At 69.0% G+C, this 21,275-nt stretch carries 18 protein-coding genes and 2 pseudogenes; 11 read left to right on the top strand and 9 right to left on the bottom strand.

What is annotated here, in order from left to right; translation table 11 throughout:
- Nucleotides 1-10: 10 nt before the first annotated feature.
- The 6 genes from ACFZDJ_RS39835 to ACFZDJ_RS39810 form a co-directional block, all read right to left on the bottom strand.
- Nucleotides 11-325 carry a hypothetical protein gene (locus ACFZDJ_RS39835; RefSeq protein ID WP_391066443.1) on the bottom strand — a complete coding sequence of 105 codons (315 nt, stop codon included), beginning with the start codon at nucleotides 323-325 and terminating at the stop codon, nucleotides 11-13.
- 274 nt (nucleotides 326-599) lie between these two features.
- Nucleotides 600-1,586 carry an SDR family NAD(P)-dependent oxidoreductase gene (locus ACFZDJ_RS39830; RefSeq protein WP_391066440.1) on the bottom strand — a complete coding sequence of 329 codons (987 nt, stop codon included), beginning with the start codon at nucleotides 1,584-1,586 and terminating at the stop codon, nucleotides 600-602.
- Between the two features lie 105 nt (nucleotides 1,587-1,691).
- Nucleotides 1,692-1,838, bottom strand: coding sequence for a hypothetical protein (locus ACFZDJ_RS39825; RefSeq protein ID WP_391066437.1), 147 nt, complete (start codon nucleotides 1,836-1,838; stop codon nucleotides 1,692-1,694).
- Complete coding sequence (locus ACFZDJ_RS39820; RefSeq protein WP_391066434.1) at nucleotides 1,808-2,530, bottom strand: hypothetical protein; 723 nt, start codon at nucleotides 2,528-2,530, stop codon at nucleotides 1,808-1,810. Before ACFZDJ_RS39820 ends, ACFZDJ_RS39825 begins: the two co-directional genes overlap by 31 nt.
- A gap of 6 nt (nucleotides 2,531-2,536) precedes the next feature.
- A complete protein-coding gene (locus ACFZDJ_RS39815) occupies nucleotides 2,537-2,941 on the bottom strand; it encodes an ester cyclase (RefSeq protein ID WP_391066431.1) in 405 nt (134 codons plus the stop codon).
- Nucleotides 2,942-2,996: 55 nt separating this feature from the next.
- A complete protein-coding gene (locus ACFZDJ_RS39810; protein WP_391066428.1) occupies nucleotides 2,997-3,899 on the bottom strand; it encodes a TIGR03620 family F420-dependent LLM class oxidoreductase in 903 nt (300 codons plus the stop codon).
- A gap of 506 nt (nucleotides 3,900-4,405) precedes the next feature.
- Here ACFZDJ_RS39810 and ACFZDJ_RS39805 point away from each other — a divergent pair.
- From ACFZDJ_RS39805 to ACFZDJ_RS39765, 9 genes and pseudogenes are all read left to right on the top strand, one after another.
- Nucleotides 4,406-4,957 (top strand): TetR family transcriptional regulator, encoded by a 552-nt coding sequence (locus ACFZDJ_RS39805; RefSeq protein WP_391066425.1) that lies wholly within the window; start codon nucleotides 4,406-4,408, stop codon nucleotides 4,955-4,957.
- Between the two features lie 134 nt (nucleotides 4,958-5,091).
- A pseudogene (locus ACFZDJ_RS39800) lies at nucleotides 5,092-5,706 on the top strand (alkene reductase); the annotation flags it as partial.
- A gap of 37 nt (nucleotides 5,707-5,743) precedes the next feature.
- Nucleotides 5,744-6,115, top strand: coding sequence for a hypothetical protein (locus ACFZDJ_RS39795; RefSeq protein WP_391066423.1), 372 nt, complete (start codon nucleotides 5,744-5,746; stop codon nucleotides 6,113-6,115).
- 96 nt (nucleotides 6,116-6,211) lie between these two features.
- Nucleotides 6,212-7,153, top strand: a complete 942-nt coding sequence (locus ACFZDJ_RS39790) for an NAD(P)-dependent oxidoreductase (RefSeq protein WP_391066420.1) — start codon at nucleotides 6,212-6,214, stop codon at nucleotides 7,151-7,153.
- A gap of 784 nt (nucleotides 7,154-7,937) precedes the next feature.
- Nucleotides 7,938-8,030, top strand: a pseudogene (locus tag ACFZDJ_RS39785) (transposase); the annotation flags it as partial.
- A 39-nt stretch (nucleotides 8,031-8,069) separates the two neighbouring features.
- Nucleotides 8,070-8,501, top strand: coding sequence for a hypothetical protein (locus tag ACFZDJ_RS39780; RefSeq protein WP_391066417.1), 432 nt, complete (start codon nucleotides 8,070-8,072; stop codon nucleotides 8,499-8,501).
- 90 nt (nucleotides 8,502-8,591) lie between these two features.
- On the top strand, nucleotides 8,592-9,311 hold the full coding sequence (locus ACFZDJ_RS39775; RefSeq protein WP_391066415.1) for a hypothetical protein: 720 nt from the start codon (nucleotides 8,592-8,594) through the stop codon (nucleotides 9,309-9,311).
- 61 nt (nucleotides 9,312-9,372) lie between these two features.
- Nucleotides 9,373-10,485 carry a hypothetical protein gene (locus tag ACFZDJ_RS39770; RefSeq protein ID WP_391066412.1) on the top strand — a complete coding sequence of 371 codons (1,113 nt, stop codon included), beginning with the start codon at nucleotides 9,373-9,375 and terminating at the stop codon, nucleotides 10,483-10,485.
- A gap of 320 nt (nucleotides 10,486-10,805) precedes the next feature.
- Nucleotides 10,806-11,204, top strand: a complete 399-nt coding sequence (locus ACFZDJ_RS39765) for a hypothetical protein (protein ID WP_390931737.1) — start codon at nucleotides 10,806-10,808, stop codon at nucleotides 11,202-11,204.
- A gap of 422 nt (nucleotides 11,205-11,626) precedes the next feature.
- Here ACFZDJ_RS39765 and ACFZDJ_RS39760 read toward each other — a convergent pair whose 3' ends face one another.
- Nucleotides 11,627-12,622 (bottom strand): TrmB family transcriptional regulator, encoded by a 996-nt coding sequence (locus ACFZDJ_RS39760; protein WP_384913157.1) that lies wholly within the window; start codon nucleotides 12,620-12,622, stop codon nucleotides 11,627-11,629.
- A 1,010-nt stretch (nucleotides 12,623-13,632) separates the two neighbouring features.
- On the opposite strand from ACFZDJ_RS39760, the gene ACFZDJ_RS39755 reads away from it, so the two are divergent.
- On the top strand, nucleotides 13,633-17,808 hold the full coding sequence (locus ACFZDJ_RS39755; RefSeq protein WP_391066409.1) for a S8 family serine peptidase: 4,176 nt from the start codon (nucleotides 13,633-13,635) through the stop codon (nucleotides 17,806-17,808).
- Nucleotides 17,809-17,980: 172 nt separating this feature from the next.
- Here ACFZDJ_RS39755 and ACFZDJ_RS39750 read toward each other — a convergent pair whose 3' ends face one another.
- Both ACFZDJ_RS39750 and ACFZDJ_RS39745 read right to left on the bottom strand, forming a co-directional pair.
- Nucleotides 17,981-19,030: an SgcJ/EcaC family oxidoreductase gene (locus tag ACFZDJ_RS39750; RefSeq protein WP_391066406.1), complete on the bottom strand. Its 1,050-nt coding sequence runs from the start codon at nucleotides 19,028-19,030 to the stop codon at nucleotides 17,981-17,983.
- Nucleotides 19,031-19,185: 155 nt separating this feature from the next.
- Entirely contained in the window at nucleotides 19,186-19,986 is an 801-nt protein-coding gene (locus ACFZDJ_RS39745) for an alpha/beta fold hydrolase (RefSeq protein WP_391066402.1), read from the bottom strand.
- Between the two features lie 287 nt (nucleotides 19,987-20,273).
- Here ACFZDJ_RS39745 and ACFZDJ_RS39740 point away from each other — a divergent pair, with 287 nt between their 5' ends.
- Nucleotides 20,274-21,221, top strand: a complete 948-nt coding sequence (locus ACFZDJ_RS39740) for a helix-turn-helix domain-containing protein (protein ID WP_390931731.1) — start codon at nucleotides 20,274-20,276, stop codon at nucleotides 21,219-21,221.
- Nucleotides 21,222-21,275: the final 54 nt, after the last annotated feature.

Genomic DNA, 21,275 nt, shown 5'->3' with positions numbered 1-21,275 from the left:
CGGCCCGTCGTCAGGTGACGGAGATGTCGGTCAGATCGATGACGATGAGGATCGGTTCGGATGCAGCGTGCCCGTCTTCCTGAACGGGCACGACGAACCTGTGAGTCGGGAAGACCAATCCCGATGCGCGCACATGGTGTTCGGAGAAGTGCGCGGCCGGTGTGCCGCCAAGTACGTCGGGCGCATAGTCATGGCGGCGCAGCAGGCCGGCCGCGTTGTAGTAGAAGACCTGTTCCGTGGAATGAGTGGCCAGGGCGTCGGGGAACCTGGCTCGTAGCCGTCGCCAGTCTTCGGCGGCCTCACGCCAGGGTTCGAGCTCCTCCACCACGACACCGGGACGTGTCAGCAGGTAGGGGGCAGTGAGGTAGTTCCACAGGGCGTAGCCCGCGAAGTACAGCGCGTGGAGCTGGTCCCACGGGGTGTCTGGTCCGGGGACACTTCTCCGTTGCGCAGCCGACGCGATCTTTCCAGCCGGACTCCGGAGTCCGCGGCCCCGGTCCGCAGCCGTCGCGCACTTCGCAGCGGGCTGATGGGCACGACGGCTGCGCCGGCCGAATCAGAGATGTGGTGTGGTGTGGTGTGGTGTCTGGTCACCGTGGTCACGCGCGCACTGCGGCGAGCGACAGTTCCCACAGACGCTCGGCGGCATCCTGGTCGAGCGCGTACGGGGCTACGCCGCCGGGGGCGGATCCCACAGCCTGGGACGTCAGCTTCTCCGCCTCGTTGTTGTCCTCGAAGTAGCGGCCTCCGATGCCCTCCAGCTGGGGGGAGGTCGCGACCAGTACGCTCGTCGCGGCGCCCTGGGCGATCGTCTTGAACCGGAACGGCGCGCCCTGGATCGAGCCGAGTTCCCCGGCTGCCTCGGCGGCGCGCAGCTGTGCGGCCTGGTCGGGATCCATGTAGCGCGACAGGTTCGTCGACATGATCACGCCGGGGTGGACGGCGTTGGCGGTGATCCCGTCGGTGGCCCAGCGGTTGGTCGCCTCGACCGCGAAGAGAACGTTGGCGGTCTTGGACTGCCCGTAGGCGAGCCACGGGTCGTAGGGGCGGGAGGTGAAGTTGATGTCGTCGAACTCGACGGGCGAGGCGTGGTGGCCCCGGGAGCTCAGCGACACGATCCGCGCGTTGCCGGCCGCCGCGAGCGCGTCGTGCAGGCCGAGCGCGAGCGCGAAGTGCCCGAGATGGTTGGACGCGAACTGCAGTTCCCAGCCGTCCGGTGTGCGCTCGAGCGTGGGCAGTGCCATCACGCCGGCGTTGTTGACGAGGATGTGCAGTGGCCCGGCCCAGGCGCTCGTGAAGGCGGTGAGCGAAGCCTTGTCGGCGAGGTCGAGCCGACCGACATGGACGGCGTCGTTTCCGGTCGCCTTGCGGATCTCGGTCGCGGTGCGCTCGCCGGCGTCGGTGTTGCGAACCGCGAGGGTGACCGAGGCGCCGGCGCCGGCCAAGGCGCGGGCGGTCTCGGCGCCGAGACCCGAGGCGGCGCCGGTGACGACTGCGTGCTTGCCGGAGAGGTCGACGCCTGCGATGACCTCGGCGGCCGTCGACTCTTCTCCGAAGGGGGTGTGGATGCGCTGAGTGGTTGTCATGACCTCAAGTCCTAGTCATCGGTCGGTTGTGCTTCCCTCACCTGAACAGGTGAAGGAGTCGGTCCGGCGGACCAGTGCAGGTGCGCCGGAGGCAGGGGGGTGGGCTCACGCCTGGTGCTCGAGTTCGAGGACGAGCTTGCCGGTGTTCTTGCTGGTGAACAGGCGTCTGAGCGTGGCCGGGAACGTCTCGATGTCGCCGTGCACCGTGTCCTCGACGCTCGTCAGCTGACCGGCGGCGAGCCACTGCGACATCTGCGCAATGGCCTCGGGATACCGGTCGGCGAATGCGGGAAAGGCGACGCCTGCCATGGAGGCGCTCCGGTACAGCAGAGTCGGATAGTTGCTCGGGCCCACGACCGTATCGGCGTTGTCGTACTGGGAGATCGCCCCGCTGATGACGACTCGCGCGCCGCGATCCCGATCACGTGGGCGCCCTTGATGTTCGCGATCTGACCGGCGACGCTTCCGACGGCCCCGGCCGCTCCCGACACGAGCACCACGTCGTCCGCGGCGAGCCCGCCGACGTCCAGGAGCCCGAAGTAGGCGGTCATGCCGGTCATGCCCAGGACGCCGAGATACGCCGCGAGCGACGTGCCCTCCTCCTCGGAGTGGACCTTGTAGACCCCGGTTCCGTCCGACAGAGCGAACTCCTGGACGCCGAACGTGCCGTGGACGAAGTTGCCCTCCGCGAAGCCGGGGTGGCGGGAGTGCACGACCTGCCCGATCGTGATCGCCCGCATGACCGCTCCGACGTCCACCGGAGTGACGTGTCCTGCGTTCATCCAGCCGCGCATGGCGGGGTCGATCGACAGGTGTGTGACCTTGACCAGAAGCTCGCCGTCGCCGGGCACGGGAGTGGGGGTCTGGACGAGCTCGAAGTCGGAATCTTTGAAGGGGCCGGACGGGCGGGCCTTGAGGCGGAACTGGCGATTGGTGCCGGTCATCTCGGCTCACCTCGACCGGTCGGGCGGGAAGTGGTCGCCGAACATCGGCAGACCGCTGGCGGACTCGGCGCGGGTCGCCTCGCTCTCCCAGACGTCCCAGTGTTCGGCCAGTCTGCCGTTCTCGACGCGTACGACGTCGGCCACGACGGACGCGGTCTCGCCGGTGCCTGAGAACCGGCCGTAGAGCATCACGTAGTCGCCCTCGGCGACCGCGAGCTGGTTGTCGTAGCGCAGGGTGGCCGGCAGGGCACGAACCAGGTTGAACAGACCCTCCTGTCCCGGCGGGATGTGTTGGCTGTGCTGAAGGTAGTCCTCGGACCAAAACTCCTCCGCGGCCGCGTAGTCGCGCTTGCCGAAGAGTGTGTCGAAGGCTGTCAGAACGAGTTCTTTGTTCTGCTCGGGTGTGGACATGCCGTGCTCCAGAGGATGGTTGTCATGAGTGCCTCGGGCGTCGTCACGTGTGCGGCTACGCACTTTTCGCGGTGACGCCGGTGAGGTCGGCGAGGTGGCGCCACTGGGTGAGCGGCGGGGTCTCGCCTCCCCCGGCGGTGATGAGCTGCAGGGCCAGATGGTCGGCGCCCGCGGTGTGGAACTCGGTCAGGCGGTCACTGATCGCGTCGTCGGTTCCCCAGGCCACCAGGGAGTCGACCAGGCGGTCGCTGCCGCCGCCGGTGAAGTCTTCGTCGGTAAAGCCGAGGCGTTCGAAGTTCGCGGTGTAGTTGGGCAGCCGGAGGTACAGGTCGAGGAAGTCACGTGCGATGGCACGTGCCCGGACGGGGTCGCTTTCCAGGACCACAGTGGCCACTGGAGCCAGGAGCGGTCCGTCGCCCAGGACCTCCCGGGCCTGCTTGATGTATTCGGGGGTGACCATGGCGGGGTGGGCGCCGGCGGCCCGGTCGCGGGCGAGACGCAGCATCTTCGGTCCGAGCGCCGCCAGGATCCGGCGGTCTGTCGGGACGGGGATGGCAGCGTTGTCGAGGGTGTCGAGGTAGCCGACCATCGTGGAGTAGGGCCGCTGGTAGTTCTGGGCCAGCTGCGCGTGGCTTGCGCCCAGGCCCAGGAGGAACCGGCCGGGGTGGGCTTCTTCCATCTCGGCTCGCTGCCGGGCCACGATGTTGGCGTCCTCGTGCCAGATGTTGAGGATGCCGGTGGCCAGGGCGATGCGTTCAGTGGACCCGCCGAGCGCGGCGGCGTGGTGCACGCCGCTGTTTCCCCCGAGCCAGATCGCGCCGAAACCGAGTTCTTCCAGCGCGGCTGCCGCGCGTCGCCGCTGTTCTTGAAGTGCCGGGTCCTCGGAGCGCAGTTCGTGGCTGAAGATTCCGAAGCGGCCCAGGTACTGCTGCGGTGCGGTGCGAGGTGCGGACGGCATCGTTGATTCCTCACTGTGACGAATGCGTTATTCGTGCTTCGGATCTCTGCGCGTGGAGCTTTCCTGCTCCGGAGGGGGCATGCCGTTCAATGGGCCGGTCGGGCCGCTGCTGCCGTGGCTCGGCCGAGGGCCTGGAATTCCGGCTCGCCGATGGCGAACCTGGGCGTTGCCCTCACGGCGTGGCGTTGGTTGCGCGGCGTGGCGTGGCGTTGGTTGCGCTCGACGGCTTTCATGACCTCCATTCCCAGTCATCAGCCAGCTGTGTTTCTCTCATCTGGACAGGTGAGGGAGTCGGTCTGGCCGGCCGAGGGACAAGGGGCGGACAGTCGCTGGTACTCAGCGGCCGTCACCAGTGCGCGCGCCATCGGTCACCGGCGCGTGTGAATGCGGTACTGCGTGAGCAGTCCGACCACCTCGAAGCCCTCTAAGGCCAGGATCTGTGCGTTACAAGGAGCGTAGCCCCGGAGGGGGATTAATGCAAAGCACCGTGCGTTACCGTGGGCTCCATGACTGCAGAATCGTCCCCCCGGCGGCGCACCGGCGGCCGCAGTGCCGCAGTGCTCGCGTCCATCAGGAAAGCCGTCGAGGAACTGATCGCCGAACGAGGCAGTGACGCCATCACCGTCCCGATGGTCGCGGAGCGTGCCGGGGTGAATCACTCCAGCATCTACCGGCGGTGGGGCGATGCGCGAACCATGATCAACGACTTGGCGACCTACCGACTGGACCCCGAGCGCGGCCTTCCGGACACCGGGGACGTGCGGGCCGATCTGGCCGTATGGGCACAGGAGATGATCGGTCACTACGGCGTCCCGGTGAACGCCGCCATCCTTCGGGGCGGGGCCGCCGCGGCGGGCGAGAGCGAGTCGGACTGCCTGCGCGACCGGCGGGCCGAGGCGGCTGCCTTCGCCGCCCGGTCCGGCGGCGTCTTCAGCGGTGACGACGTCATCGACCGGGTGGTGGCCCCGATCATCTACCGCGTCATCTTCCTACCCTGGACCCTGTCCGAGATCGACGCGCGCGCCTACGTCGACGAACTCCATGGTCGGCACCCCTGAGCCCCCACCCCCCGTTGAGTCTCCGCTCCCTCCACCCATGCTCGATGCGCAGAAGTTTGCGTTGAGGCGGGTAGCCGCTAAGCCATCTAAGGCAGAGATCTGTGCATTAGTGGATCTGCGCGTCAGGGCGTCCGATGCCGCCCCGGAATCTGACCCGGCACCCTTCCCGGGGCCTGCCGGGCTTCGCCCTTGATCAGGAGACTCACCTGACGAGTTCGACGCAGCCTCTGCTCCAGCCGTACCGGTTGCGGGATGTCCCGCTGGCGAATCGCATGGTCATGGCCCCGTTGACGCGGGCCCGCGCAAGCAACCGCGATCTGCTGCCCGGCGATCGGCACGCCGAGTACTACGCTCAGCGCGCGTCGGCCGGTCTGGTCATCTCCGAGGGCGTGTGGATCAGCCGCGACGCGATCGGCCGGCACGACGTACCGGGGCTGTTCACCGACGAGCAGGTCGCTCACTGGAAGCAGGTGACGGACGCGGTCCACCGCTCAGGGTGCGTCATCTTCGCCCAGCTCTGGCACACCGGGTCCGCCTCGCACCCCGGCTTCTTCGACGGCCGGCCGCCTCTCGCGCCGTCGGCTGTCAGCCCGCGGCTGCCGGCGCCGACGGCGGCGGGCGGCAAAGCCACCGTGGAGCCCTTGGCGATGTCGGAGCACGACATCCGGCAGACGGTCGCCGACTTCGCGAGGGCCGCCCGTAACGCCATGCGCGCCGGATTCGACGGGGCACAGCTCCAGGCCGGCTTCACCTACCTGATCAGCCAGTTCCTGAACCCCCGCACCAATGTGCGCACGGACCGCTGCGGCCGGCTCGATCGCGAACCGGGCGCGCTCCCTCTTCGAGATCATCGAGGCCATCGGTGTCCATGTCGACCTGCGCCGTGTCGGTGTGAAGGCCGGACCCGCCTGGGCGGAGACGGGCGCATTCGTCGCCGGAAGCGAGTCCCTGGCCGACGACCTGGCGGACCTGGTCGCCTACGGACAGGCGTTCATCGCCAACCCGGACCTGCCCGACCGGTTCGCCGACCACGCGCCCCTCAACGAACCGAAGCCGGATCTCTTCTACGGCCCGGACGCCGCCGGCTACACCGACTTCCCGCAACGGGAAAGGGAACGTACCAGAGGCCTGCCCCGCGGTGGAGACGGAAGCCACTGAGAGGAAACTGGCGAGCCGACGGCGGAAGCGGGCCGCCGGCACGATTCCGCCTGGTAACCATGAAAGCGTGCCGATCACGAGAGCCGGTGACCCAACATGAAGGTCGCAGTACTCGACGACTATCAGAACGTCGCCCTGAGCCTGGCGGACTGGGATTCCCTGCACGCCCAAGTAGACGTCTTCAACGAGCCGTTCAGCGACGAGGCGGAAGTCATCGCGGCGCTGGCCGACCACGACGTCATCGTAGCCATGCGCGAGCGGACGCCGTTCCCGAGTTCGACACTGAGCCGGCTGCCCGAACTCGCCCTGCTCGTCACCACAGGCCCCGGCAACGCCGCGATCGATGTCGATGCCGCCCGGCGGCTGAACATCACCGTCAGCGGCACGAGGTACTTCCCCCACCCCACGGCCGAACTGACATGGGGACTGATCCTCTCAGCAGCCCGCCTGATCCCCCAGAACGTGGAGTCGGTACGCCGCGGCGGCTGGCAGGTGGGCCTGGGAACGAGCCTGCACCACGCCACTCTGGGAGTCCTGGGCCTGGGACAGCTGGGCACCCGTGTGGCAGAGATCGGCAAAGCCTTCGGCATGCAGACCATCGCCTGGAGCCAGAATCTCCGGCCGGAAGACGCTCAGGCCAAGGGCGTGGCCTACGTTCCACGCGACGAGTTGTTCGCCCGCTCGGACGTGCTGAGCATCCACGTCGTGCTCAGCCGGCGCACACGCGGGGTCGTCGGCGAACGTGAACTGCGCCTGATGAAACCCACCGCGCTCCTGGTCAACACATCACGCGGGCCCGTGATCGACGAAGCCGCCCTCCTGGACGCGCTGAACGAGAAGAGAATCGCGGGCGCGGCACTGGATGTCTTCGATCGCGAACCGCTGCCTGCCGACCATCCTCTGCGCTCCCTGCACAACGCCCTGGTGACCCCGCACATCGGATACGTCAGCCGGGACCTGTACGAGGTGTTCTACCAGGACGCAGTCGAAGACATCGCAGCGTGGGCCGCAGGCTCTCCGCTACGGACCCTGACCTGACCCTACGACCGGGTCTCGACCGTCCCGTCATGGGACGGTCCACTCACCGGCGGTGGCACGCCAGGATTCAACACCGCAGCCGGGACGATCCTCTGCGGTGCGGGCCGTGAACAAGCGCAACCCCCGATCCGTCCGCCAGCCTTGTCGTCCCTCACTCATATAGGTGAGGGACGAGCACCCCGTCGCTGATCCATCCTGCTTCCGGACCAAACGAGTCGTGCCCCTCGGCGCATTTCGGGTGGCTGAGGAAGATACCTGCGCCGCGACCGGCAGCGTAGGGAGCGCGCAAGCCTGACACCGCCGTCTCCCGCCCTGCCACTCATCGCACAGATCGGACCGGCAATGGAGGACAGCGTGAAGTACCTGGAGGTCCAGACCTCGACGGTCGAAGGAACGAAGAATCAGCTACGCATACCGGTATCCCGGGCCCTGCCAGTACGTTGGCGCTCTCGAAGATCACGGCGAGTTGCCTGCCGAGGCTCGCCGAGTGAGCTGCTCCGGCCTGGGCGGCTGCGGCCACCACGCGATCGCGGAAGGCTTCCTTGTGGCGCAGCGCGAGACGGGCGACTTCCGGCAGCTCTCCGGCACCCCGCAAAAGGTCCGGGTCGAGACGTGCGCAGCCTCCACGAGCGCCGCCACCCCAGTGGCGTGGATTCCACATGTACAGCAGAGCTCCTCCGCCGCCCGCAGGATGCGCTCACGCGTTCCGCGGCCGCCGCCCCGGTGATCGTAACCGTGAGGCTGCGCCCGTCGCAGAGCGAGTGCGCGTCCATCTCTACGCGGCGGACCGCGGCCCCGACGCCGGGCGACCTACACCCGCCCGCACAGGGTCCGGCGGCTCTTCGCCGCCTACGACCTGGCCAAGGACCAGCTCTACCGCCTCGGCCTTGAAGGTCACGACGTCAACCTCGTGGAGGTGGGGCACGCGGACAGCGACGACAGCGCGGCGGTGCACGTGCCGGACCTCGACCTCGTCGTCGCCGGCGACGTCATCTACAACGGCGTCCACGTCTACCTCGCCGAGTCCGCCGACGGCGACTTCGGCCCTTGGCGCGAGGCCATCGACACCGTCGCCGCGCTGACACCGCGCCACATCGTGGCGAGCCACCGGAACAAGAACCTCGACGACGACGCCGCGCGCCTCTTCGCCGAGACCCGCCGGTACCTCGACGACGCCGAGGCCGCGCCGGCCGCGCACGACACCCCGGAGGCGTTCTTCCAGGCGCTGCTCGACCGCTACCCGGACCATGCCGGCCCGACCATTCTCTGGGTCAGCTCCCGCGCTCTCAACCTCGCGCGCGAAGGCGGAGTCCCGGTGCAGAACCTCGTCGCGGCCTGGCGACAGTAAGCCGCTCGGCCCGGTCGGCCTGCCGCAGCAAGCCGACCGGCCGCCCCCTCCCCCATCGGAACACAACTCCCCACGAATGGACGGCGTCCCATGAGCGACCTACTGAATCTCGTTCTCGAGGCCCACGGCGGCCTCCCCCGCTGGCAAGAGGCTCAGACCATCCGCGCCAAGGGCTCCCTGGGCGGGCTGCTGTGGCCCATGCGCGGCCAGGAGGGAATCTTCTCCAAGGCCCACATGACCGTCGACGTACAGCGACAGCATCTGGTCTACGAGGGTTTCACCGGACCGGAGTTGCGCGGGGTGTTCACCCCCGACCGCGTCGCGATCGAGAAGCGGGACGGCGAGGTCGTCGCCGAACGCACCGCTCCCCGCGAGTCCTTCGCCGACCACGGCCCGGACACCCCCTGGGACGAGCTGCACGCGCTCTACTTCGCGGGCTACGCGATGTGGAACTACCTCACGGCCCCCTACCTGCTCACCCGCCCCGGCGTCGTACTGGAGGAAGTGGAGCCCTGGCAGGTGGACGGTACGGCCTGGCGATGGCTCCACGCCACCTTCCCCGAGGAGATCGCCACGCACAACACGGAACAGGTCTTCTACTACGACGCCGACGGCCTTCTGCGACGCCACGACTACGCTCCCGACGTGCTCGGCCGCCCCAACGCCTCGCACTTCGCCGAACGGCACATCACGGCGTCGGGACTGGTCTTCCCCACCCACCGGTACATCGTGCCCGCCCGGGAAGACGGACCCGCTCTCAAGGAACCGGTCCTGATCTCCATCGACCTCACCGAGATCTCCGTCGACTGACAACGGGCAAGCCCGACTTCACCCCGACGTCCCTTCGGGTACCACCCAAGGAGCCATGAACATGGACATGCGCGTTTCGCACCCACGACGGACGCTCCTTCCGGCGGCCATCGCCGGGTTGGCCGCTCTGTCCCTCACCACGCAGCCCGCGTCCGCTGCCGCCTTCCCCGCCTCTCATCCGCGCGTCCTCGTCGAGTACGACCTCGCATCCGGCGAGCAGCCGGAGAACGTGGTGGTGACTCCGAACGGCAAGCTGAACATCGTCCTGTCCAGATCCGCGCAGTTAGAGGAGGTCACACCGGGCGGGCACCGGCGGCTGCTGGCCTCCCTCCCGCAGCCGGCCGACGGCGGCGTCAACACCCCGGCACTCGACTACAGCCTCGCCACAGGGCTGGTACGCACCGACGACGGCACGCTCTACGTCGGCTACGCGGCCGACGACGGCTCCCTCACCGGCATCTGGCGCATCCGACCGGGCGGCAAGCCCCAGCGCATCATCGCACTCAGCGCCGCGAGCTTCCCCAACGGCATGGCGCTGGACGAGCGCACCGGCCGGCTCTACATCGCCGACTCCACCCGCGGAGTCATCTGGGGCGCCCCCATCACCGGCGAAACCCCCACCGTCTGGGCCTCCGGGACGGCCTATGAGCCCACGAGCCTGCTCAGCGTCAACGGAGTCAAGCTGCACAACGGCGCGGTGTGGGTGTCGAACTCCGACCAGGCCGCGTTGCTGCGCGTACCGGTCAAGCCGGACGGCAGCGCCGCAGCGGCGCACCGCCGGCGGCAGCAACGACCACGTCCGCGTCACCGTCACGACCAACGCCGGCGCACTCGACCGCGAGCAGCAGCTCAGCCTGGTCAAGGAGCTCTCGGAGCTGGTGGCATCGGCCGCGGGGGACCCTTCCCTCGCCGAGCGCACCTGGGTCGCCCTCACCGAGGCGGTTCCCGGCGGTTGGGGCATCGGCGGTCACGCTTACACCGACGAGGAAATCGTCCAGCACGTACGCGAGTTGCTCGGCAAGAGCAGACCCGGTCGAGCCAGTGGGGCCCTCAGGTGGTGAGCCTGGGGGCCCCGCTCGTCGTCAGTGCGGTGTGCAGTGCCTTCATCTCGCCGACGACTTCGGCGCCGGCCGGACCTTCCCGGCCGTCGGCTTCAGCCGGAACGGCGGCTTGAGGGTCGCGCTGCGGCCGCCCCGCGTGTCGCTCCAGACCGGCGCCTCACCTGCGGCGAGCCGCAGGTGACCCTGCCTCAGCCGCGCGACCTGCTTGCCCTTGCCGACCGAGACCTTGACCGTGCCGCCGATGCTCTCGCCCATCTCGGTATGTGCACGGTGAGGCAGCGCGGTGGTCATCCGACGCCAGTTACGAGGTAGTGACAATCGGGGGCCAACTTCTTGGCGCGCCGACTGCTCTTCTTCGGTGAAAGCGCGCCAATTGGGCAGCTATGAACCTAGTTGGCGCAAAGGGAACGAAGAAATTCAAGGAGACCTGAGCATGAAGCTTGGTATGAAGCGGCTCGCGGTAGTCGGCGCGCTGGGTGTGACCTCAGCAGCACTGGCGGCATCCCCGGCGTTCGCGAAGAGCGACATCTCGATTCAGGCCACCCCCCACACCGCGCATGCCGGCCACGTCGTGAAGGTACACGGCCAGGGTGACGACGACGCCGAGCGGTACACCATACTCGTCATACAGGAGCGGTCCGGCAAACCCGGCCACTGGGGCCAGTGGCACCCCGTCACGCGGAGCTTCAACGGCGATGCGCGCGCAGACGTCAAGGCCACGCACACGGGCGAGCTGCAGTTCCGTTCAGTGCTGTACGCGACCGACAGGCACCACCAGCACGCGAAGACGGACCGCACCTCCACGCCAGTGACCGTCCACGTCGTCCGCTAGCCGGCGCGCCCTTCGATGACCGTGGCCGGTGCGGGCCACGGGTGCGGGCAGGTGCAGTTCCCTCGGGCGTGTTCGTGGTCTTCGGCCATTGCCTGCACGGGTGACGGTGTACCGGACAATGAATCAGGTTCCGGTACACCGCCATCGCCATGGATGTCCGTGCCGTCACTGCAGTGAGTCCACGCCCCGCTGCGGCCGTAATCGACGGTGACCGTTGCACGCCAGGACACCCCGTTACAGGAGAAGGAGACAGAGAGAAATGGAACTTGTTTCCTCATTTCTTCCGGACATCATTTACGCTGGTGGCCAAGGTGTTCCCATGAGCAAGGTTCGTGAGAACGGAACCTGGTGGCTTCGTCGGCGGTTCGTAACGACGTGAGTTCCCGCCGAGACCGCCCTGCACTCGGGTGCGGCGGTCATGGTCACAGCCAGCCGCGGCGAGCCGCGAGGAGGCCGGCCTGGAAGCGTGTGGGGGCACCCAACTGGGCCATCACACGCTGAATGCGCCTTTGCGTGGTGCGCTCGCTCCAGCCCTGAACCCGGGCGATGGCGGCGTCGGTGAGCCCGGCGGCGAGCAGCGTGAGCAGGTGGCGGGTCTCCACGTCGGGTCCGTCGCCCGCAGGTTCCTCCGCGGTACCGGTGTGCGGCGCGTGGCCCGTCACGGACACCGGAACGGCTCGCTCCCACTCCGCCTCGAAGAGTGACTCCAGGGCCACCAGCATCGGCGAGCTGTGCACCAGGTAGGCGGCGGACTGTCCGCCCGGCGCGAGACTGAAGTGGATAACAGCGTCCCGGCTGTCGCAGATGACGAGCTTGAGCGGCAACTCTGCTCGGACCCGCGCCTGTTCGCCGGCCCGGACGCTGGGCAGTATGTCGTCGCTCAGACGGCCCGGCCAGGCCACCGCCGCACGGTCGTAGACCACCCGGTGCGCCACGCCCGCGCGCTGCTGCTGGATCTGTCCCTCGAAGTTGCTGCCCGGGCGGTCGACATACGGCGGCCGGTCGAAGACCCGCACTTCGCGACGTGCCTCGGCGGTCAGCCGCCGTACCGCAGCGATGACGTCGGTGCGGTCGGTGAGCAGTTCGACCGGCATGTCGGGGTGGCTGATCCGGGATGCCTCGCGGTGAGCGTCCATCAACTGGTGCACCAGCAACCGGGCCTCGCCCAGTTGCTCCTCCCGTCGGCGGATGAGGGCGGTGACCGCGACATCGGGTGCCACCGCGGTGAACCGGGGCGGCCGCCCACTCGCTCGTGTCGCCAGGCCGTTGTTGACCAGCGCGGCCAGGAGCCGTGCCACGGCCGGCGTGGACAAGCCGCAGGCGTCCGCCAATTCGCGGGCCGTGGCCCGCGGCAGGCCGACCAGCACGGCGTACGCGCGCTCCGTTTCGTCCGTCAGACCCAGCACGTTGAATGCCATGCGTTCTCACCGTTTCCATGGCGACTTCCGCCGGCTGGCGGGAGACGGCCACCTCTGTCGCCTTGTGCGGCTCGTGTCGTGATCGACATCTTCCCTTCCGGTACGGAGGTGCCCTCCGGCGGGCTCTTCGCTGCGGCGCCTGGCTCCCCCCCTCCCCCCCGGAAGCCGCCTGGTCCGGCGGCGCCGATGCGCCGAGACGGTCCCGGCCACCCTCGCGACCGTCGCCTGAAGAGCCGCTGCGAAAAGAGGACGTGACACGACTTCGCCGGCACTGTCCTACGAAGGATCGAGTCGCCGATCCCCATCAGCGGTCGAGTCGTCGCGGAGATCCGGGCGGCCAAGTGTCAACAGCCTTGTAAACGGCAACAGCTTCTGACAGCCGCCCGCGGCGGAGCCGAATACCCGTTGGGCCGGAGCATCCATGGCATCGGACGGCCGTCTCATTCTGTGATGTGGCTCCGGCAGACAGGACGCGATCCATTCCTTGCCGGGTGACGTGTCAGGAGTACGCGGAGTGCCGGCGGGACGCTGGGCGACGGTCGTCATCGCGTCACTGTGCTCTTGCCTGCGCCGGCGGCCCGGCGCGAACGACGTCGCCCGGCGTCGGCGTCGGCGCGGCATCGGTGAGCGGCTGGTTCACGCGGCGCGTGTGAACGCCACCGCGAGAGGACCGCGGTACGGGAGCCTGCGCCACGCGGTGAGGCGGGCGACCGATTCCGCGTCACGGGCCGTCCCCGCTTCCGCCCGCCAACTCTCGGGCTGCTTACCGCGGCAGGCGGCAGGCACGTCGCAGCCACACTCTGTTTCGTCGGTCCTACCCAGCACGTTGAACGCCGCGCAATCAAGCCGTTTCGGTGGCGACTTCTTGCCAGTTGGCGTAAGTCCGCCGCCCTCACGATCTTGTGCAGGCTTCGCCGGATTGACACATTCCCCAAGGCGTGGGCGCTGTCCGGGGGGTGGCGCCTTCTCTGTGCTTCCTCCTGAGTTCTTTTGTGAGAAGTGGAGTGCCCATGAAACGGCGGAGAAGAGCGATCGCTCGCGGTGTCGCCACCATAGCCAGCGCGGCCGTACTGCTCGGCACACCCGTGCCGTACGCGGCGGCCGCCGGAGCGCAGACCCCACTGGCCGATTCCGGCGCGAAAGGTACGTCTGCGGGGGCTGCGCTGCCCGCCGCACCCGGATCCTCAGCGCTCGGTCCGTGGCGCTCGTTCCTCAAGCCCACGCCCGCGCAGTCCGCGAAGAACAGCCCTCACCAGGTCCTTGTGGTACTCGGCTCGGCCACCCAAGTCACGGGCAAGTCGCTGGGCAAGCAGCGCAATCTCCAGGTCCGTACCCCGCTGACCTCGGACACCGCGGTCAACACCGCGCTCCAGCGGGCCCACGCGGTCTCCATCCGGCCCCTGATGCCGGGTCTCGCGGCCGCCCAGGCCCAGCAGTTGCGCTCAGCCGCCCAGTCGAAGCTGGGCTCTGGGGCGATCGACCTGTCCAGGGTCCAGGTCGTCCAGCTCGCCGGCGGCGACGCCTCAGCGGCTGCCCGGGCGTTGGCCGCCACGCCCGGTGTCGTCTACGCCGAGCCCGACCAGACCGTCTCCCCCATGAACACCGGCTCCGTGCCGCTGCCCGCCGCGGCGAGTGCCACGGTGGGGAAGGCCGACTCGTCGGCGAAGGCGCAGGACAGCGGTGCGACCGGCTCCGACGGAGTGCCCGGCAACGCGGCTCTCGCCACCTCGCTGCAGAGCTTCCTCAACGCCGGCGGCGTGAACGCGACGGGCGCCTACAGCGTGCTGAAGCGGAAGTTCGACCAGCTGCCGGGCGCCGGTGAAACCATCACCAACGTCTCGGTCGGCGACCTCGTCGACTCGTCGACCCCGAGCGCCAAGGGGCCGACGACCGTCGTCCAGAACGGCCAGCGGTACCTGGACATCCCCACGATGCCCTTGATCCCCACCTACACCGCGGACTCGACCGGCGCGCTCGACCCGACCGGCTCGACCCAGGGGCAGGACGCTGCGCTGGGCGAGGTGCTGCTGGACTTCTCCGTGATGGCGCCGCTCCCGCACGATCTGCAGCGCCCTGGCATGGAGGGCAGAGGAAACTCCGACCTGCTGGGCATCGCCCCGGGTGCCAACTACCGGCTCGTCGTCCCGCAGCAGCCGACGTTCAGCCAGATCGCTGTGGCGCTGCTGGCCGCGGCCCGGCAGCAGCCGCGACCTGACGTGATCACCGCCAGCCTCGGTTTCGGCACCGACGCCTTCGGGCTCCCCGGCCGCTACCTGGAGGACGACCCGGTCCAGCAGGCTGTGATCGCGTCGATCGTGCAGCAGTACGGCATCACCGTGGTGGTCTCGTCGAACGACGGGACCAGGCTGTTCACCAACGCGGCCGTCGGGCCCGACGGCGGCAGCACCGCGACCAACGTGACCCGCAAGGGCGCCGACACCACCCGGATCGACGACGACCAGTTGTCGACCACGCCGAGCAAGGTGCTGGACTCCGGCGCGATCGCCGCGGGCGGTACCACGACCGACGACACGCTGTCCGTTCCGCCGCAGAGCGGTGCGGCCGGGTCGACCAACGGGACCTGGGCGACCACCAGGCTCAACGGTTCCGGGGTCTTCTCCTCGGGATTCGGCACGCGCGTGGACGTCTCTGCTCCCAGTGACGGCATCCCCGCCTTCGAGCACCAGGGAAGGACCGCGCAGTCGGTGGCCGAGGTCCTCAGCGGAGGCACTTCGGCGTCGGCACCCGAGATCGCGGCCGCTGCCGCGGTCGTGCTGCAGGCCTCCCGGCTGACCGGGCAGCACCCGTCGCCCGATGACGTCCGTTCGCTGCTGGAGCGCACCGGCCGGGCCGTGCCCACGCCGCCGCAGATCGACCAGCCGCTGCACGTGGGCCCGCAGCTCGACGTCACCGCCGCGCTGCAAGCGGTCCTGGCCAAGGCGCACGGCAGCCGTGCCGACACGGGCGCGCCCCGCATCGTCCGGCTCTCCGTGGCGCATCGCCAGACCGTGGGCGGACTCGGTGGCGCGTACCTGGAGGGCACCGATCCCGGACGCATCGACCTGGCCGGACCGGGCAAGGACTCCGAAGCCACCGGGGAGGGCCTGGTGGGACCGGTGACCATCGGCGCCGACGTGACCGGCCTGTCCAGCCGGCAGGGCGTCAGTTACGTGCTGCGCATCGGGAACAAGGAGTTCACCTCCGATGTGTCGGCGATCCGGCTGACCCCCACGCAGATGCTGACCGCGGCCGGACTTCCGGTCGTCTCCGCGACGGACCGGCAGATCTCGCTCACCTTCGAGGTGCGCCGCGGCCACCAGGTGCTGGCCTCGGCCACCCACGAGCTGACCTTCGGCCCCACCGACGGCGGCTACGTCGAGTCGCTCGCCCCGGTGGTCCAGCCCGTCGTCAAGGCGGGGCACTCCGTGCAGGTGAGCTACGACCTCACCGGGGTGCGGAACCTCAGCTCGCCGAAGTTGGTCGTGTCGGGAGTCGGCCACTGGAGCCCCGCGATGGCGCCCATCTTCTCCGCCTCCTACACCGCCCCGCTGACGGAACTTCGCGGCACGGTCACCGTCCCGGCCTCCGCCCTCTCCGCCGGCGGCGGCATCTACGGGATCGGTGTCCTCGAGAACCCCACAGGCAACTCCCAGAGCGGCCCGCTGTACGGCGAGTTCGCCTCGATCCGGGTCGATGGCGGTGCCCCCTCGCAACGCCCGGCAGCGCCGACCCTGGCCGCGAAGACATCCGGAGACTTCGGTCACCTGCTGGAGATCAACCGGGCCGCACCGCAGTTCTCGGTGCACTACGACGTATCGAAGGTCGAGGGTGCCACCGGCACGCTGCTGGAGTTCTCCGCGCCCGGGCCGAACTTGTACCACTCGTACAACATGGTCAGCAACCAGAACGGCACCACCCGTGACCACGACGGGGTGGACAGCCCGGCCACGCTCGACCGCTCGCTGAAGGGCACGCTAGGCACGGTGACGCTCGACGCACTGGCGCTCAGGCTGCCCTCATCGGTCAACTACGACCTGCGGGTGTTCGCCGTCGACGAGCACGGCAAGACAGTCGGCCAGGCCTCGCCGACGTCGCTGCTGGGATACGACGACGGACTGGCCCCCGACGGCACCAACCTGACCAACTTCGCGATCGTCCCCGGCGGCACGTCCGTCGCGGCGGTCGAGAGCCCCACCGGTGAAGGCTCGGTGTACGACTACAACGCCGCCACCGGAAGCTACGGGCGTAAGTTGACGAGCGACCCCGCGTACGGCTCCATCTACGAGGTGTTCGGCGTCGACTCCGCCCACCACACGCTGGTCCTGCACAAGCAGACCACCACCGGCGAGCAGTGGCTCGAGACCTACGACACGAGCACCGGCAACGCGGTCGGCAGCCCCGTCCGGGTCGACGACCAGTACGTCGTGACCGGCGGGCGGGTGGACGCCAAGCGCCACCGTGCAGCGGTGCTCGCCTACCGTTCGAGCGACCGTGCGGGCTTCGTGCTCCCCGTGGACACGGCGACCGGCGCTCTGGGCACCGCCCTCCAGCTCGACCCCACCCCGGACGGCCGTTCCACGTACGGCCTGCTGGATGTGGACGAGTCGACCGGCGTCTTTTCCGCACAGTTGATCGGGATCAGCGTCAACTGCTTGGCCTCGATGGGTTCCGGCACGATGGCAGCGGTCAACCTGGACAGTGGAACGGTCACCCACAGCGACGCAGGAGTCCCTTGCGCCGGGAACCTCGCCTCCGACCAGAAGGGCAACCTCTACGAAACGTGGTACCACTCGTTTAGCATCCACTTCCCCGGCACCGGGTACTTCGCGCAGTTGCCCAGTGGGGACCAGGTGGATCTCGGAATGCAGCAGGCACCCGTCGCGCTCGCCGTCGACGGCGAGCACCAACTGGCGCTGTTCGCCTTCCGGGTCCCGGACCTGAAGCCCACTGGCGGCTTCCAGCAGTACGGCTTCGGCGACAACAACGCCACCGGCCGCATCGCCGTCGTCGACCTGAAGACGGGCAAGACGGTGCGCACCGTGACCGGCGTCGAATACCCGCAGTTCGGCTCCTACAACGGTCGGCTCGAATTCCATCACGAGCGCGCCATCCAGCTCGACCCGGCAACCCGGACCGGCTGGACGTACGCAGGCGACAACAGCCAGATCCAGCAGTTCTCCTACTGACCCGATCCGCTGCTCCACCACCCGGGTCCGCGGGCGCCCCGGCGCCCGCGGACCCGGGGCGTTACGGGGGACCGGCGGCGCAGGCCTATGTCGCACCCCGGTCGTGCCATGCCCGCTGAGCCCTGGGAGGGGCGGGCGGCCTGTGCATCCGTGCCCAGGCCGCCCGACGCGGTCAGCTGAAGAACGGGTCGTCCACGGCGTGAACCCAGCCGCCGTCCGGCTGGCGTCGGAGGATCTCGGTGGTGGTGGAGACCACCGGCTCCGGTCCGGCCCCGGTGAGGATGGCGTTGTTCGACACCAGGGCGACGTCGTCGACCTGTCGGATCTCGCGCTGTTCGAGCGTGAGGCGGGCACCGCTGTCGACCATCTGCTGCATGGCCTTGCGGATGGCGTCCGTGCCCACCAGGTGGGTTCCGGGAGTGGGGACGAAGTGGGCGTTCGGCTCGTAGAGCGACACCAAACCCTCGACGTCACCCGCCTCCAGGTACTCCATGAACAAGGTCCCCACCTGCTGGGGCGTCTCGGCACGGCGCCGCGCGGTGACGCCGACCGGCTTGTCGCCCCAGCCGGCCGCGTCGATCAGGTCGTACCAGTTGGGATAGGCGCCGTAGGGCAGGTGGCGACGCAGCAGGTCGCCGATGAAGGTCGTCGGGGACGCCTTGTGGGGCTTGGCCACGGCCTGGGTGATGATGAGGTCGCTGAACCCGTGGGCCAGGTCCTGACGCGGCAGCAGGGCGTGCACTTCGTCGGCGAGGCCGGCCGGAAGGCTCTCACGCTGGATTCCGAGGATGTCGGTGGCGATACCCGCCTGGGCCAGCGCCACCTCCGTGCCCTTCCGCGAGGCGATGCCGTCCGAGGTGTGCAGAGCGATGGCGTCCCAGGCGACGGCGATACGCCCTTCGTCGACACCACGCTCGCGGAGGAATGCCGCTGCGATGTCGGCGCCGTCGACCTCGAAACGCTGGTCGCCGTTGCTGCCCTCCTCGCTCAGTCCCAAGTCGTGCAGGACGCAGCTGATGAACAGCAGCTCGTCGTCGTAGTCGGTACCGGCGCGCAGACCCTGGTTCTGCGCATGGGCGCGGGCGAAGATGTAGCTGCGGACGCAGTGATCGTGAATGAAGGCAGGCGTGGCCTGTGCCGCAAAGGCGAATGTGTCCCGGGCGAGGCTCGTGTCGGGGAGGTCGAGCTGCTCGAAGACGGACAGGTCTGCGTCGGTGGTCATGATGTGTCTCCTTCTTTTGGGCCCCTGTCCGGGGCAGACCGGCACGGTGGCCGGGCGGCACGCTCACGCGTGCCGGGCAGGGGGGGTGCGGCTGCACGGCACGGGGAGTGACAGCCGATCGCCACACGGGGGGATGTGCGGCTGGAGTGCCGCGCTTACAGCTGGGCGACGAACGCACCGATGTGCGCGGCCACCTGGTCGGGCACCTCAAGGGGCGAGAGGTGGCCGGTGTCCTTCAGGACGGTCAGCGTGGCGGTCGGGATCAGCGGCAGCAGGTGGTCGGCGAGCACGGTCGGCGGGTCGACCTTGTCGTGGCTGCCCGCGAGAACCAGCACCGGCACCTCGATGGCTGAGACGCCGGCCGACACGTCCTGGACCAGGCCCTGGCGCGGCCACTCGAGACGGGCCTCGTCGCCGCCGCGCAGACTGTCCTCGACCACCTGCCGGCGCAGCTCGGGAGTCAGCCCGCCGCGGGTCAGCATCAGGTCGATGCTCTGAAGAACCGCCTCCTCGCTGTCGTAGGCGTGGGAAACCGTCTCCTGCACCTGCTCGGTCACCCCGATCGGCGCGGGCGGCGCGGGCGCCACGAGGACGGCTCCCCTCAGACCGGCGGGCTTGCGTGCGGCCAGCATCTGAGCCACCTTGCCGCCCATGGAATGCCCGACCAGCACATAGCGGGAGTATCCGAGCGCGTCGACGACCCGCTGCGTGTCGTCCGCGAGCTGCTCCAGGTCATAAGGTCCCGGCACGCTGGTGGAGTCGCCCCATCCACGCTGGTCGTAGGCCACGAAGCCCTGCCCGGGATCCAGACGCTGCAGCACCGGGATCCAGGTGCGCCGTGAGCCTCCCCAGTAGTGCAGGAAGATCAGCGCCGGGCCGTCACCCTCGCGGACGTGGGCGTACACCTGACCGCCCTGCACGTCGAAGAAGCGGCCCACCACATTCTGCGAAGTCATTACCGGCTCCTCGTCCACGGCCGGGGCTCTCGACCGCTCCACCGGTGTGTGGAGTCGACTGCCCCGCGCTCGCTCTTCGATCCTGCTCCGGAACCTCCCTCCCAGGCCACGGCTCATCTGCCAGCATGCGCATCTTTTGGGCCAGATCGGTGCGGGTGAGACATTGCTTTCCGGACACACGATCAGCGGATTGATCTGGGGATTTATCCCGGAAGCATCCCTGGGTCAGGGCGTGGCGGGCTCCCTGGCCTCCCTGTGACATGGGTATCGGACGTAATATTGCGGCCATGAACATGCACCGGGTCATGGTCCTGGCGGTCGACGGCGTGCTGCCCATGGATCTGGGGATCCCCACGCAGATCTTCAACGCCCGTCCGAACACCCCCTACGAGCTCACCGTGTGCGGCGACACCGAGGAGGCCGTGACCACGAGTTCCGGTTTCACCCTCGGGCTGACCGCGGGTCTCGAGGCGCTCGCCGAAGCGGACACGATCATCGTCCCGGGCTTCGAGGACTTCCGGCGCCCTCCGCGCCCACGGGTGAGGGCCGCTCTCAAGCTCGCCGGCCGCGCCGGGATACGTATCGCTTCCATCTGCACCGGCGCCTTCGCCGTCGCCTCGGCCGGACTGCTCGACGGCCGCACCGTCACCACCCATTGGGCCAAGGCGGATGACCTCGAAGAGCTCTACCCCCGGCTGCGCGTCGACCGTAACGTCCTCTACATCGACAACGACACCATCCTGACCTCCGCGGGATTTACGGCCGGCATCGACCTGTGTCTGCACCTGGTCCGCAAAGACCTCGGCGCAGCCGTCGCGAACGACATCGCCAGGGACATCGTCGCCGCCCCACACCGTGACGGCGGACAGGCCCAATACATCAACAGGACCCTCCCTACCCCCCAGGCCACCACGCTCGCCGACACTCGTGAACGGGCCCTGCTCCACCTCGAAGAAGACCTCACCATCCCCCACCTCGCCGACCATGCCGGCGTCTCCCCGCGCACCCTGACCCGCCTATGGCGCCAGGAAACCGGCGTCAGCCCCCACCAATGGCTCCTGACCGCCCGTATCAACCGCGCGCGGGAACTCCTGGAGACCACCGACCTCCAGGTGGATCAGATCGCCATCCGGTGCGGCCTCGGCAGCGGCGCCAACATGCGCGCCCGATTCCGTGACGCCCTCGGCGTCACGCCCACCGCCTATCGCCGCACCTTCCAGCACCAGGTCGCTTGACCGCGAGGACCAGACCGCGCGGTCACAGAGTCCGTCGACCCAGGCGCGCGTTCG

Source organism: Streptomyces sp. NPDC007896 (genome assembly GCF_042959425.1).
Lineage (GTDB): Bacteria > Actinomycetota > Actinomycetes > Streptomycetales > Streptomycetaceae > Streptomyces.
This window is presented reverse-complemented; position numbering and strand designations above follow the sequence as displayed.